This window comes from Acididesulfobacillus acetoxydans, assembly GCF_902729405.1.
Classification (GTDB): domain Bacteria; phylum Bacillota; class Desulfitobacteriia; order Desulfitobacteriales; family Desulfitobacteriaceae; genus Acididesulfobacillus; species Acididesulfobacillus acetoxydans.
This window is the reverse complement of the sequence record NZ_LR746496.1, coordinates 3,019,619-3,032,190: the sequence shown is the minus strand read 5'-3', so window position 1 is coordinate 3,032,190 and position 12,572 is coordinate 3,019,619. Positions and strand designations below refer to the sequence as shown.

At 55.9% G+C, this 12,572-nt stretch carries 12 protein-coding genes; all 12 read left to right on the top strand.

The window, feature by feature from the left end:
* The first annotated feature begins 238 nt into the window (after positions 1-238).
* Positions 239-1,459 carry an exodeoxyribonuclease VII large subunit gene (gene xseA, locus MNU25_RS13485; protein WP_240985543.1) on the top strand — a complete coding sequence of 407 codons (1,221 nt, stop codon included), beginning with the start codon at positions 239-241 and terminating at the stop codon, positions 1,457-1,459.
* A 176-nt stretch (positions 1,460-1,635) separates the two neighbouring features.
* Positions 1,636-1,953: an exodeoxyribonuclease VII small subunit gene (gene xseB, locus MNU25_RS13480; protein ID WP_240985542.1), complete on the top strand. Its 318-nt coding sequence runs from the start codon at positions 1,636-1,638 to the stop codon at positions 1,951-1,953.
* A gap of 8 nt (positions 1,954-1,961) precedes the next feature.
* Positions 1,962-2,828: a polyprenyl synthetase family protein gene (locus MNU25_RS13475; protein WP_240985541.1), complete on the top strand. Its 867-nt coding sequence runs from the start codon at positions 1,962-1,964 to the stop codon at positions 2,826-2,828.
* A gap of 16 nt (positions 2,829-2,844) precedes the next feature.
* Positions 2,845-3,279 carry a divergent PAP2 family protein gene (locus MNU25_RS13470; protein ID WP_240985540.1) on the top strand — a complete coding sequence of 145 codons (435 nt, stop codon included), beginning with the start codon at positions 2,845-2,847 and terminating at the stop codon, positions 3,277-3,279.
* 464 nt (positions 3,280-3,743) lie between these two features.
* Positions 3,744-4,355 carry a hypothetical protein gene (locus tag MNU25_RS13465; protein ID WP_240985539.1) on the top strand — a complete coding sequence of 204 codons (612 nt, stop codon included), beginning with the start codon at positions 3,744-3,746 and terminating at the stop codon, positions 4,353-4,355.
* Entirely contained in the window at positions 4,330-6,249 is a 1,920-nt protein-coding gene (dxs, locus tag MNU25_RS13460; protein WP_240985538.1) for a 1-deoxy-D-xylulose-5-phosphate synthase, read from the top strand. Before MNU25_RS13465 ends, dxs begins: the two co-directional genes overlap by 26 nt.
* Positions 6,250-6,266: 17 nt before the next feature.
* A complete protein-coding gene (locus MNU25_RS13455; protein ID WP_240985537.1) occupies positions 6,267-7,085 on the top strand; it encodes a TlyA family RNA methyltransferase in 819 nt (272 codons plus the stop codon).
* Between the two features lie 112 nt (positions 7,086-7,197).
* On the top strand, positions 7,198-7,959 hold the full coding sequence (locus MNU25_RS13450) for an NAD(+)/NADH kinase (protein ID WP_240986852.1): 762 nt from the start codon (positions 7,198-7,200) through the stop codon (positions 7,957-7,959).
* Positions 7,960-8,002: 43 nt separating this feature from the next.
* Positions 8,003-8,542, top strand: a complete 540-nt coding sequence (gene mnmM, locus MNU25_RS13445; RefSeq protein ID WP_240985536.1) for a tRNA 5-(aminomethyl)-2-thiouridylate-methyltransferase MnmM — start codon at positions 8,003-8,005, stop codon at positions 8,540-8,542.
* Entirely contained in the window at positions 8,542-8,994 is a 453-nt protein-coding gene (gene argR, locus MNU25_RS13440; protein WP_240986851.1) for an arginine repressor, read from the top strand. The genes mnmM and argR overlap by 1 nt, the downstream gene beginning before the upstream one ends.
* Positions 8,995-9,006: 12 nt before the next feature.
* A complete protein-coding gene (recN, locus tag MNU25_RS13435) occupies positions 9,007-10,722 on the top strand; it encodes a DNA repair protein RecN (RefSeq protein WP_240985535.1) in 1,716 nt (571 codons plus the stop codon).
* Between the two features lie 443 nt (positions 10,723-11,165).
* Positions 11,166-12,410 carry a SpoIVB peptidase gene (gene spoIVB, locus MNU25_RS13430; protein ID WP_240985534.1) on the top strand — a complete coding sequence of 415 codons (1,245 nt, stop codon included), beginning with the start codon at positions 11,166-11,168 and terminating at the stop codon, positions 12,408-12,410.
* Positions 12,411-12,572: the final 162 nt, after the last annotated feature.

The following is a 12,572-nucleotide window of genomic DNA, read 5'->3' as shown; positions in this document are numbered from 1 at the left end:
ACTGGGAAAGGAATTAGAGGGGCATGGATCTGTTCCCATTGAGCATCAGAGAGATTTTACGGCATTACTCATCGATTTTTATGAAAGTAATAAGGATGAAGTGATTAAACGTTTTCTTTACGATAAATGTATTGATGGCATAGCCTTTGAAAAATGAATTCGATTCAATCGATTCACCGCTTCGGGAGTTGAAATTCACCACCTCTTACCTTATTATAAACGGGTGAGAGGTGAAAATATGCCGAAAATCTGGTCAGTGAGTGAGTTAACGGCGGAAATAGGGCGGGCGCTGTCGGAACGTGCCGAATTTCGCAATTGCTGGGTGAGCGGGGAAATCTCCAATTATAAGAACCACCGGCCGTCGGGACATTGGTATTTTACCCTAAAAGACGAAGACTCCAGCCTGCGGGCCGTGATGTTTCGCAGCCGGGCCGAACGGGTGCGCTTCGAGCCGCGCAGCGGCCTGCAAGTGGTTGTGCGGGGAGACCTGAGACTCTATGATCGGGACGGCAATATCCAGCTCTATGTTTCGGATATGCAGCCCAGCGGAATAGGGGAACTGTATCTGGCTTTTGAGCAATTGAAGGAACGTCTGGGGCGTGAGGGCCTTTTTGACCCCGCGCGCAAGAAGGCGGTGCCCCTTTTGCCGCGCCGCCTGGGGATCGTGACCAGCCCTTCCGGAGCGGCGCTCAGGGATATTCTCAATATCGGGCGCCGGCGCCATCCTAAAATGTCCTGGCTTCTGGCCCCGGCCGCGGTTCAGGGTGAAACGGCTCCGCGCGAAGTGGCTCTGGCGATCGAGCGCCTGAACCGCTATGGCGGGCTGGACGTTATTATTGTCGGCCGGGGCGGAGGTTCACTGGAGGAGCTTTGGGCCTTCAATTCGGAAGAGGTGGCGAGGGCGATTGCCGCTTCTCGCATCCCGGTCATTTCGGCGGTGGGGCACGAAACGGATGTGACGATTGCCGATTATGCGGCGGATCTACGGGCTCCCACACCATCTGCCGCGGCCGAGCTGGCGGTACCCCTGCTGGCCGACCTAAAGAATCGAATCGGCTCTGCACTTGCGGCTTTGCTGAAGAACATGAAAGCACAATTGGCCTGGAAACGCCGGGAACTGGAGTATTTTGCCCTAAAAGCACCCCTGAAGGATCCCTTTTGGCGCAGCGAAAGGAGCCGGCAAGAACTGGATACCCTTTTCGAAGCCCTGTCTGAGAACATGGCTAGATTTATTACGGATAAAAATGGTATACTACAAATATTGGGGACAAGGTTGGATTTATTGAGCCCTTTGGCTATATTAAACAGGGGGTATTCCCTGACTTACGGAGAAGATGGCAGGCTCGTACGCTCGGCCGAGGAGGTAGACTGCGAAGACGTACTCCGAGTTCGCCTGGCGTCCGGTTCCTTACAATGCCGGGTCTTGACGAAAGACATCGGGGGCACCTCGGTGTCGTAGCGGACGGCAACAGCGAGCGTATTGCCTGCCGCCAACTGTCAAAGAGTACTTAAGCGGTGCGGTGAGGGATTCATGTACGGCCGGGCCGCTTGTTGACCCAAACGGCCGGGACCTTATGGGAGTTTGTTCGGAGCAGGCGGGCGGGCTGAAGTCAGCAGAATAAGGAGTAGGGGTTAATGACGGAAGACGGGCTGTGGGCGGAAACTACAGGAGAACCGGAGGAAAGAGTTAAAGAGAAGCCCGGAACACATCAGGCCGGGGAAGGGCCGGAACTCAGCTTCGAAGCCGGGGTCGAAAACCTGGAGAGGGTCGTGAAAGCCTTGGAACAGCGGGAGGTCCCTTTAGAGACCGCCTTGGCCTTATTTAAAGAGGGCGTGGGGCTTGTCCGGCATTGTTCGCGTTTGCTCGATCAGGCCGAACAGGAGATGCGAATCCTGGTGGAAGAGGATGGGAAATTACAAATCAAGACAGTCAATTTCCCGTCGGAAGGATGAGGGCGCAAGTGTTCAAAGAGGAATTGCAGAGATATGCGACTTTAATTGAGGATTTTCTCAACACTTTGCCCTGGCAAAAGAATGTACTCGCAGAGAGTATGCGGTATTCGCTTGCCGGAGGCGGAAAACGCATCCGGCCGGTTCTGGCCCTGGCTGCGGCCGAAATGAACGGGGGAGACCCCAAAAAGGTTTTACCCTCAGCCGCCGCGCTTGAACTCATTCACACTTATTCTTTAATTCATGACGATTTGCCGGCGATGGATGATGATGACTACAGGCGCGGACGCCTGAGCAATCATAAGGTTTTTGGTGAGGGCACTGCCATCTTGGCCGGGGACGCCCTTCTGACTTATGCCTTTGAGCTGCTGTCTCTGCCGGCGGACGTCGCCCCTGAACTGCAGGTTCGCGTGCTGCGTGAAGTAGCGGAGGCAGCCGGTCCGCGGGGCATGGTCTATGGGCAGGTACTTGACCTGGAAGGGGAAGGGACGAGCCTCTCCTTGGCGGAGATCGAACGCATTCACAGGCACAAAACAGGGGCTATGCTCATGGTTTCGGCCCGTTTGGGCGGGATTCTGGCGGGCTCGGACGAATTGCGCCTGGCGGCTTTAACTGAGTATGCCGGGGCCCTGGGGTTGGCTTTTCAGATTAAAGATGACATTTTGGATGTGGAGGGAGAGAGTGAGATCTTAGGCAAACCGGTCGGCAGCGATCAGAAAAGAGGCAAGGCTACCTATCCCTCGCTCTTGGGTTTAGCCGGGGCCAGAGCACACCTCCAAAGCCAGGTGGACCAAGCGAAGGCGTCTCTCCGCTTATTCGGACAACGTGGGGAGTTTTTGCGGGACCTGGCCGATTTTATTGCAGAACGCAGGCGCTAAGGAGTGGATAAACACTATGTTTCCAGGAATCTTCACGAATACGATTTTGTTTTCCGCTTTGTTGGCCTGGTTTGCGGCCCAGGTGCTGAAGGTTTTCCTTCATCTGTTTTTGCACGGAAAGTTGGATTTGCAATTACTCTTTAGTTCCGGCGGCTTCCCCAGTTCGCATTCCGCGACGGTGACCGCCTTGGCTTTCGGAATCGGTAAATACTACGGTTGGAATTCCCCCATTTTTGCCGTGGCGGCGGTTTTTGCCATGATCGTCATGTATGATGCGGCCGGGGTGAGAAGGGCGGCGGGAAAGCAAGCCGAGGTGATCAACCAGTTGGTCGAACGCCTGTATCAAGGTTCGGATCCTTCTCAGGAGAGGCTGAGAGAACTTATCGGCCACTCTCCTTTAGAAGTCTTCGGGGGTGCTTTGGTGGGGGTCATCATAGGAACCATCGTCTGAGCCAAGGATAAGGCTTCAGTGAACTCGTTTGGCTTAAGTTGAACAGCACGATAGTGTCCTGTGGACACTATCGCCGAACCGCAAGCTTTCTAAGGAACGCTTGTGCGCTGAGGATGACTTCGGTGACCAAATTGTTTAGTGGACACTTTCGCCGAAAGCGCTCAGCCTTTGACGAACGCTATCGCGCTGAAGGCTGGAGTCAACCTTCAGCGAAGCAGAGTGCAGGGAACCGCTCCTGCTTGTAAAAGTGGGAGTCTCACTACTGGATCGAGACAGGATTTTGTTTGCAATAATTTCTGCCCGGAAAGGTCGTGAGAGCGGCCCGTTCCGAACTCCGGCATCTAGGTTCCGGAGATGGCTGAAGAAATAGGACTCCGAAGAAATTATTTTTGGAAGGGCTGCCCGGATGTCCATTCTGACCTCCGGCATCTGACTTCGGATGTCTGAACTGGGAGGTCTCGCGTTTGTCGAGTCGGAAAAGGCCGAAGCTTAAGCATCTTTTTCTGGTCTTCGTCGTGAGTTTTCTGATCGCCTCTGTCGTGGCCGGCGGCTCCGAGGTGCTTTTGCGGCACACTTCTCTGGTTATAGCCTGGGTCTTTCTGCTGGTGGTAATTCTGGTTCACGTGCTCTTCGATATTATCGGCATCGCGGCCACGGCGGCCACGGAGCCCCCGCATCACGCCCGGGCGGCGAACAAGGTCCACGGAGGAAAACAAGCGGTTACGCTGGTTCGCCATGCCGACATGGTAGCCAATTTTGCTAACGATATCGTGGGGGACGTGACCGGCACCTTGGCTGGGGCGATGGGGGCCAGTATTATCATAAGTCTGGTGCGCAGTCATCCCGAGCTGAGCCCGGGCGAAATCTGGCTCAATACCGGAATGTTGGCTTTGATCGCCTCCGTTATGGTGACGAGTAAAGCGGTAGGCAAGTCCTTTGCCATTGACGAGGCCAACATGATCATCGGAACCGTGGGAGGGATCTTGGCGACGATCGAAAAGTTTACGGGCTGGAAGATCACAGACGGAAAAAAACGAGGAGGAAAAAAGCATGGGCCTGCTCGAAAGCATTCATGAGCCAAGCGATTTACGTTCCCTGGATTCGGTACAACTGGCCGAACTGGCAGAGGAGATCCGCAGACAGATGATTTCCGTAGTCTCCGTGAACGGCGGTCATTTGGCGCCGAATTTGGGAGTCGTCGAACTCACTTTGGCCCTGCACCGCGCCTTCGTCACTCCGAAGGACAAAATTGTCTGGGATGTGGGGCACCAAACCTACGTCCATAAGCTGCTCACGGGACGGTTGGCCGCTTTTAAAACCCTGCGCCAGTTCAACGGCCTGTCCGGATTTCCTAAACGCTCGGAAAGCGAATATGATTTTTTTGGCACCGGTCATTCCAGCACTTCCATCTCCGCCGCCGTGGGTTTTGCCCAGGCGCGGGATCTCCTGCACGAAAAATACCATGTGGTGGCGGTGATCGGCGACGGAGCGATGACCGGGGGGATGGCCTATGAGGCTCTGAATTATGCCGGCCAAACAGAGATGAACCTGATCGTGGTCTTGAATGACAACGAAATGTCGATAGCGCCGAATGTAGGGGCAATCTCCTCCTACCTCAACCGCCTGCGTACAGATCCACGGTATGACAAGCGCAAGGCGGACGTGGAGTATCTGCTCAAACGCATTCCCCGCATCGGCAACAAAGTGGCGAAAGCGGCGGAAAAGGCCAAGGATGGGCTCAAGTATTTGCTCGTGCCCGGCCTCTGGTTTGAAGAGCTGGGCTTCACTTATCTGGGGCCGATAGACGGTCACAATCTGGGCCTGCTGGAACAGGTATTTGAACAGGCCAAGCAGAAGAAGGGTCCCGTCTTGGTGCATGTTCTGACGCGGAAAGGGAAAGGTTACTTACCGGCCGAACAGAATCCGGATGTTTTCCACGGGGTCGGGCCGTTCGACCGGGAAACGGGAGAGGTTTTCAAAGGGATAACTCCGCCAACCTACACCCAGGTTTTTGGGGAAACACTTTGCGCCTTGGCCCGGGAAGATGAGAAGATCGTGGCCATTACGGCCGCTATGCCCGGTGGTACCGGGCTGAATCAATTTGCGCGGGAATTTCCCCAACGTTTCTTCGACGTCGGGATCGCGGAACAACACGCGGTTACGTTTGCGGCGGGATTGGCCTTCGGCGGGTTAAAGCCTGTTGTGGCCATCTATTCCACGTTTTACCAAAGGGCCTATGACCAGGTGTTGCACGATGTCTGCCTGCAGAAGGCCCCCGTCGTCCTGGCCATTGACCGGGCGGGTGTGGTCGGGGATGACGGTCCCACCCATCACGGAGTCTTTGATATCTCTTTTTTGCGCGTTATTCCCAACCTGACCTTCATGGCTGCGAAAGATGAAAACGAACTCAGGCATATGCTCTTTACCGCCTTCAGGCTCGATGGGCCTGTGGCTCTGCGTTATCCCAGGTCGGCCGGCCAGGGAGTCGCTCTGGAGCCGGAATTGCGGGAGATTCCTTACGGAAAAGGCGAAGTCTTGCGCGAAGGAAAAGACCTCACTCTTATCAGCGCCGGGCCCCTGGTCTATACCTGTCTGGCTGCGGCTCAGGAACTGCGCCAGCGCGGCTGGGAGGCGGCGGTGATCAACCTGCGTTTCCTCCGCCCCCTGGATGAGGAACTGATCATACACTATGCCCGTCAGACAAAACGCCTGATCACAGTGGAAGACCACATTCTGGATGGGGGGATGGGGAGCGCCGTGCTTGAGGTCCTGGCTGACCGCGGGGTCACGGATGTGCGGGTGGAACGATTGGGGTACGAAGATTTCGTGGACCAGGGTCCCATTGCGGTCTTGCAGCAGAGCCGGGGATTGTCTGTCAAGGGGATTTTGGCGGCCGCGGATCGTCTCCTGGGTCAGGCGAGAACCCCCCGCGGCTCCCTGCACGACCTGGTCCGGCTGAAGGCCCGCTGAGAAGAGAAGGAGACGTCTTGGCAAAAGGCAAAGAGCGTTTGGATAGTTTACTGGTGAGGCGCGGATTAGCCCCGAGCCGGGAAAAAGCAAAAACATCAATTATGGCCGGCTTGGTTTTTGTGGACGGGCAAAGGGCGGACAAACCGGGGCAGGAAGTGGCCGGGGAAGCCGGGGTTGAAGTGAGGGGGGAGACATTACCTTTTGTCTCCCGCGGGGGACTGAAACTGGCTAAGGCCGTACAGGCCTTCGGCCTCTCTTTCGCCGGCCGGGTACTCGCCGATATCGGGGCGTCAACCGGGGGATTCACGGATTGTGCCTTGCAAAATGGGGCTGCGCGCGTCTATGCGATTGATGTGGGTTATGGGCAACTGGCCTGGAAGCTCCGCACCGATCCCAGGGTGGTTACGATGGAGCGGGTAAATGCCCGCTATCTGGAGGAGGGCGCTCTGCCGGAGAAAGTGGACTGGATCGTGAGCGATGTTTCATTTATTTCCTTGAGGAAGATCTTTCCGGCGATGCGTCGCATCCTCAAACCGGCCGGTGAAGTGATAGCCCTGATCAAACCCCAGTTTGAGGCGGGCCGGCAATATGTGGGCAAACGCGGTGTGGTGCGGGAACCGGAAGTTCAGGAGCGCGTGGTCGCGGAGGTAGTGGCGGACGCTCTGGAATTGGGTTTTTGTCTGAAGGGTCTGGATTATTCCCCAATCCGGGGGCCGGAGGGAAATGTAGAATATTTGGTTTGGCTTGGCATCGGCCCTTCCCCGGAACCGGATCGGGATGAAATAGCGAGAGTTGTGCGGGAGGCACAGAAGGGGACCAATAGGCATGGGCAGTGAGGATGAATTGGGAAATCAGGGCAGGCACAGGGAAGAGGTCGTAAGTACGGGCTCGGGACGGCAGCGCAGGGTAGGTTTATGGATAAACGCCGCCAAACCCCATGCCAGGATTATGGCCGCGCGGATTGAAGAGTGGCTTGAAGCCGGGAAGTGCCGGCTGGTTAAAGAACCTGCGCGGATGGCGGAAGAAAAGGTGGAGTTTGTTATCTCACTCGGGGGAGACGGAACTTTGCTGGAGGCGGCCCGCGCCATGGCCGCCCCGGGGATTCCGGTTCTGGGTGTTAATCTGGGTCGATTGGGTTTTCTCTGTGAGATAGAAAAAGAAGAAATTTTTCCGGCACTAACCAAGGTGTTGGCCGGAGAGTACAAACTGCAGCGCCGTTTTATGCTGAACGCCGCAGCCCAGACTGCGGGCAGGACGGCTCAATTTACAGTTTTAAACGATGTGGTCTTTGTCCGGGATCAGAGCTGCGGTCTGGTCACCCTGCAGGCTAATCTTTCCGGAGAGCCCTCGGTCAGTTATCCCGCGGACGGTATGATCATCGCGACTCCGACTGGGTCGACCGCCTATTCCTTATCGGCGGGGGGGCCGATTGTCAGTCCGGAAGTGGAAGCGATCCTTCTCACTCCTCTGGCGGCGCATTCCTTATCGGCACGTCCCATGATTCTCAGATCTGACGAAGAGATCGAGATTCTGATGGCCCGGGGTGAGAAATGCCGGGTCACTTTCGACGGGCAGGAAGAACTTTACCTCCATCCGGGGGAGCGGGTCAAGGTGCAAAGGTCCCCTTTGCAGGGTTTGCTGATTCGCTTGGGCCGGAGGAGTTTTCCCGCCGTGGTGAGAGAGAAGCTCATGGACCGTTGGCATGATTAGGGCCGGCGCCTTACGCCTGCAAGATATTCAAGGAGTACTGAGATTGCTGATCCGGCAATACCTGCAACCGGGCGACCTGGCGGTGGATGCCACGGCGGGGTGGGGGAGGGACACCCTTTTCCTGGCGGAATGCGTGGGAAGTTCCGGTATGGTGCATGCTTTCGACGTCCAAGCCGCGGCCTTGGCCGAAACCGGGAGGCGCTTGGCGGAGAGGGGCTGGGAAAAAAGGGTCATCTTGCATCTGTCCGATCACGCGCATCTGGGGGAAATCCTCAAGGATCCGGTCAGGACGGTTATGTTTAATTTGGGCTATTTGCCCGGAAGCGACCATCGGGTCCGGACAGAGCCGGCTTCTACTCTAGCCGCTCTGAGGGCGGGCGTCGGACTTCTTCGAGACGGCGGTGTCCTGGCAGTGACCCTGTACAGGGGCCATGCCGGGGGAGAGAAAGAGGCGGCCGAGGCGGAGCGGTATTTAGGCGCCCTGCCCGCCCGGGAATTCAGCGTTCTCAAAGGAGGATACATCAACCAAGAGGCCACGGTTCCGTATTGGATTCTGGTGGAAAGGAAAGGAAGGGGTGGGTGATGAAAACTCGCCGGCAGATGAAGATTCAGGAACTGATCACGCAGGAGGCCGTTCACACCCAGGAGGAATTGGCCGATAAACTGCGCCAAGCGGGATTTGAGGTCACACAAGCCACAGTGTCACGGGACATTAAAGAATTGGGCCTGGTCAAAGTGGCCGGGCAGAACGAGGAGTACCATTATGCCCTGGCACCGGTGAGCCATCCGATCAACTACTCCGAGCGTTTGAAACGCTTGGCCCGCGAGGCCGTAGTCAGCGTCAATTCCAGTGAAAACATCATCCTGATCCGTACCATTCCCGGGAATGCTCATGCCTTGGCCGAGCTCATCGATAACAGCGAATGGAAAGATATTATCGGTACAGTGGCGGGCGACAATACGATCTTAATGGTCGTTAAGCCCAAAGAGGCAACTCCCGCGGTGATGGCGCGCCTTGAACGGTTAATGGGTTGAGGGGGCTTAAGTGTGCTGGCGGAATTACACGTAGAAAACTTCGGCCTTATCGAGAAGATTCATTTGAATTTCAGTCTGGGGCTTACGGTCTTCACCGGCGAGACCGGTGCGGGGAAATCCATGCTCATTGATGCCCTCGCTGTCCTTTTGGGCGGACGGGCTTCGGCGGAACATATTCGACACGGGCAGGGGCGGGCCACTTTGGAAGGAGTCTTTGCGGGTCTGCCCGCGAGCATCCTGAGCAGGCTGGAAGAAGCCGGCTATCCGGCTGAAGAGGGCCAGCTTTTCCTGGGCCGGGAGGTCAACAGTTCAGGCCGGAATGTTTGCCGGGTTCAGGGACGAACACTCCCTCTCAGCCTCTACCGAACCCTCTGTGCGGGCCTGGTCGACATTCACGGCCAAGCGGAACATCAGTCCCTTCTGCAGCAGGAAACTCAAAGGAATCTGCTCGATGCCCTGGGCGGCCGGGAACAAAGGAAACTCAAAGACGAGGTACAAAGGCAGGCCTTGGTTTACCGGGGTATCAGCAAGAGACTGCAGGAATTGGGCCTCTCCGAGGCCGAGCGCCAAAAACGGGTGGACATGCTGCAATTTCAATTGGACGAGATCGACCGGATCAATCCCCTTCCCGGCGAGGAGGAAAAGCTGACTGAGGAGAAAAAACGTTTAAGCAACGCGGAAAAGATCCTCAACCTGGCAGGAGAAACCTATGCCTGTCTCTATGAAGGTTCGGGGCGCGGACAAGCCGCCTATGATTTATTAGCCGCCGCGCGCAAGGATCTGGCCGAACTCGCCCGCCTGGACGGTCGCTGCGCCGGAATGGCGGATCAGGTCGAGACTGTCTATTACGCTTTGGAAGATCTGGCCGAACAGGTTAGAGCTTACCGGGAAGACTTTGACTTCGATCCGGGGAGGCTTGAGGAAATCGGGGACCGTTTGGTCGAACTGCACCGCCTGCGCAAATACGGTGTCTCCATTGAGGAGATTCTGATGTTGCGGTCCGGCCTGGTTAAGGAACTCGGGGACCTCGGCAGCCTGGAGTTTCAGTTGGAGGAGGTGCGGGTTCGCCAAAAAGAGGCGCTGCAATCCTACCGGGAGTCGGCCGGTTGCTTGAGCGAAAAAAGAAAGGAGCAGGCCGAAAGGTTGGAAAAAGGGTTGGCCCGGGAACTTTCCGGGCTGGGCTTAGAACGCAGCCGCTTAGAGGTGCGTTTGCTTCCGCGGTCCGGAGTGCATCCGGAAGGTATGGAGGACATCGAGTTCTACTTTTCCGCCAACCCGGGCGAACCGCCGAAACCTTTGAGCAAAGTAGCTTCCGGCGGGGAGATGTCCCGTTTGATGCTCGCCCTGAAAGCGCTTCTGGCCCGGGCCGAAGAGGTGGGGACTTTTGTCTTTGACGAAGTGGACAGCGGGGTCGGGGGCCGGACGGTGCAAAAGGTCGGCGAGAAGCTCAGCCAAATCGCCCGGGAAAAACAAGTATTCTGCATTACTCATTCCGCCGCCGTGGCCGCCTTGGCGGAGGAGCACTTCGGGATTGTCAAAGAAGTCATGAACGGGAAAACGCGAACCCTGGTGAGGCTGCTCGGTCAGGAGGAGCGGGTGGAGGAACTGGCCCGGATGCTGGGAGGAAAGGGTGAAATCTCCCGTCGCCATGCTCAGGAGCTTTGGCACGCGGGCGGCCGGCAAGCGGAGAGCGAGGGGAAGCCGGAGTCCGAGAACAATCTCATCTGACCTCAAAACTTAGCTACATGCCTCTGGCTTCAAGTCATGGGGAAATTCGGCGTATTCCGTCGGAAATGCCGCCGTCCCCCGCTCCGGTCAGAAGGCGGGGGCTCATGTCAGTGTGATCGAAAAAGGTGAAATCAGACAAAGGAAAGTGCCCGAAAGATCAATGCGGGCAAGCGTGGGATGAGATTGGTCCAAGCAAGGGAAACAGGCTTTCCGCCGAGCAGAGTATTCACATATGATTGTATATAGTCGGATATGTAAGATTACTAAAATAATATCCCACCTTATGACAATGTTGCAAAAAGCCAGGAAATGATGGAACGCTTTTTACAGGATGAAAGACGAGTCACTTGGACACTTTAAGATTAGGCTTCGCTTGATAAGGGCCGAAAAACGAGGAGAGCCGAAGGAGAAAGGGAAAAAATAACATGGAGGGTGATAGAGAGGTGAAAACTAGAAGATTCATCGTTATTTTGAGCCTCCTTCTCTGTACCTTCCTAAGCTTCAACCCGAGCATTCAGCAGTTGGCCCAGTTTCCGGATTTCCAGACCCAAACAAAACTTGCGGCGCCTGCCATATCGGGGTTTTGGAGCCATGTGATTCAGTTCAACGAAGTACCGGCGGTCAAGACCCTGGCGGGTCCCACGGCTCAAACCGTTCAGCTCACCTACAAGCTTTTCGGGATCTTTCCTTTAAAGTCAAGCGAAGTTGAAGTCATGCCGGAGATGAGTCTGGTGCCCGGCGGAGAATCCATTGGTGTCACCCTCCAATCCAAAGGGGTCATGGTTGTCGGACAAGCGCCGGTGGTCGGTGCGGATGGGAAAAAACAGTTTCCGGCCAGGGACGCGGGGATCGAAACGGGGGATGTTTTATTGAAGATTAATCAGGAGGAGGTGCAATCCGATCAGGAGGTGGCCAGCCTCGTGAATGATGCCGGCAAAAGTCAAGAGGGCCTTCAGATCACCTTCAAGCACCAGGGCCAGGTACTGGTGCGGACAGTGCATCCGGTTTACTGTCCCGACGACAACCGTTATCGCATCGGGCTCTACGTCCGAGACGCGGCTGCCGGTGTCGGCACCTTAACGTATTATGACCCGGCCACCAACAAGTACGGAGCGTTGGGGCACGTGATCAATGACGCCGATACAAATCAGAAAATTGACGTCTCCTCCGGTCAAGTGGTCGCTTCCGACATTCACTCCATTGAAAAGGGCCGCAGAGGGCATCCCGGCGAAAAAGTAGGATCTTTTGACCTTGGTTCTTCCTTCAGCGGGACCATTGAGAAAAACACGCGCACCGGGATATTTGGCACCCTCCAAGGCAAATTAAAGAACCCCTACTTTTCAAAGCCCATCCCGGTCGGCTGGCAGACTGAGGTCAAAACCGGGCCGGCAAAAATCTACACGGTTTTGCACGGAGAGAAGATCGGAGAGTACAGTATAGACATTGAACGGGTTATGTTGAACCGGACCGACAGTAAAAACATGGTCATTCGGGTTACCGATCCCAGACTGCTGGCGGAAACCGGAGGAATCGTCCAGGGGATGAGCGGCAGCCCGATTGTTCAAAACGGCAAACTCATCGGGGCGGTCACGCATGTTTTTGTCAATGACAGTTCCCGGGGCTACGGGGTCTTCATCGAAAACATGCTCCGTGATTCGGGTTTCCTCCGGGAGGGAAAAGCGGCTTGAGTATTTCATCCAACCGTGAGACTCCCACTTCTGCAAATGGGAGTGGTTTACTTCGGTGGGGGTAAACTCCCCCACCGAAGTCTCGATATTCAACTTTAGTTGAACAAGTTCATTTGGCTAGGTGCTCGTTCAAACTCAGCCGGGACTCATTGCTCTTTCCCG

What these genes read in the sequence shown, in the direction of transcription:
- MNU25_RS13450 (WP_240986852.1), top strand. Translation starts at nt 7,198, where the DNA reads ATGGCCGCGCGGATTGAAGAGTGGCTTGAAGCCGGGAAGTGCCGGCTG.
- xseB (WP_240985542.1), top strand. Translation starts at nt 1,636, where the DNA reads ATGACGGAAGACGGGCTGTGGGCGGAAACTACAGGAGAACCGGAGGAA.
- argR (WP_240986851.1), top strand. Translation starts at nt 8,542, where the DNA reads ATGAAAACTCGCCGGCAGATGAAGATTCAGGAACTGATCACGCAGGAG.
- dxs (WP_240985538.1), top strand. Translation starts at nt 4,330, where the DNA reads ATGGGCCTGCTCGAAAGCATTCATGAGCCAAGCGATTTACGTTCCCTG.
- MNU25_RS13470 (WP_240985540.1), top strand. Translation starts at nt 2,845, where the DNA reads ATGTTTCCAGGAATCTTCACGAATACGATTTTGTTTTCCGCTTTGTTG.
- xseA (WP_240985543.1), top strand. Translation starts at nt 239, where the DNA reads ATGCCGAAAATCTGGTCAGTGAGTGAGTTAACGGCGGAAATAGGGCGG.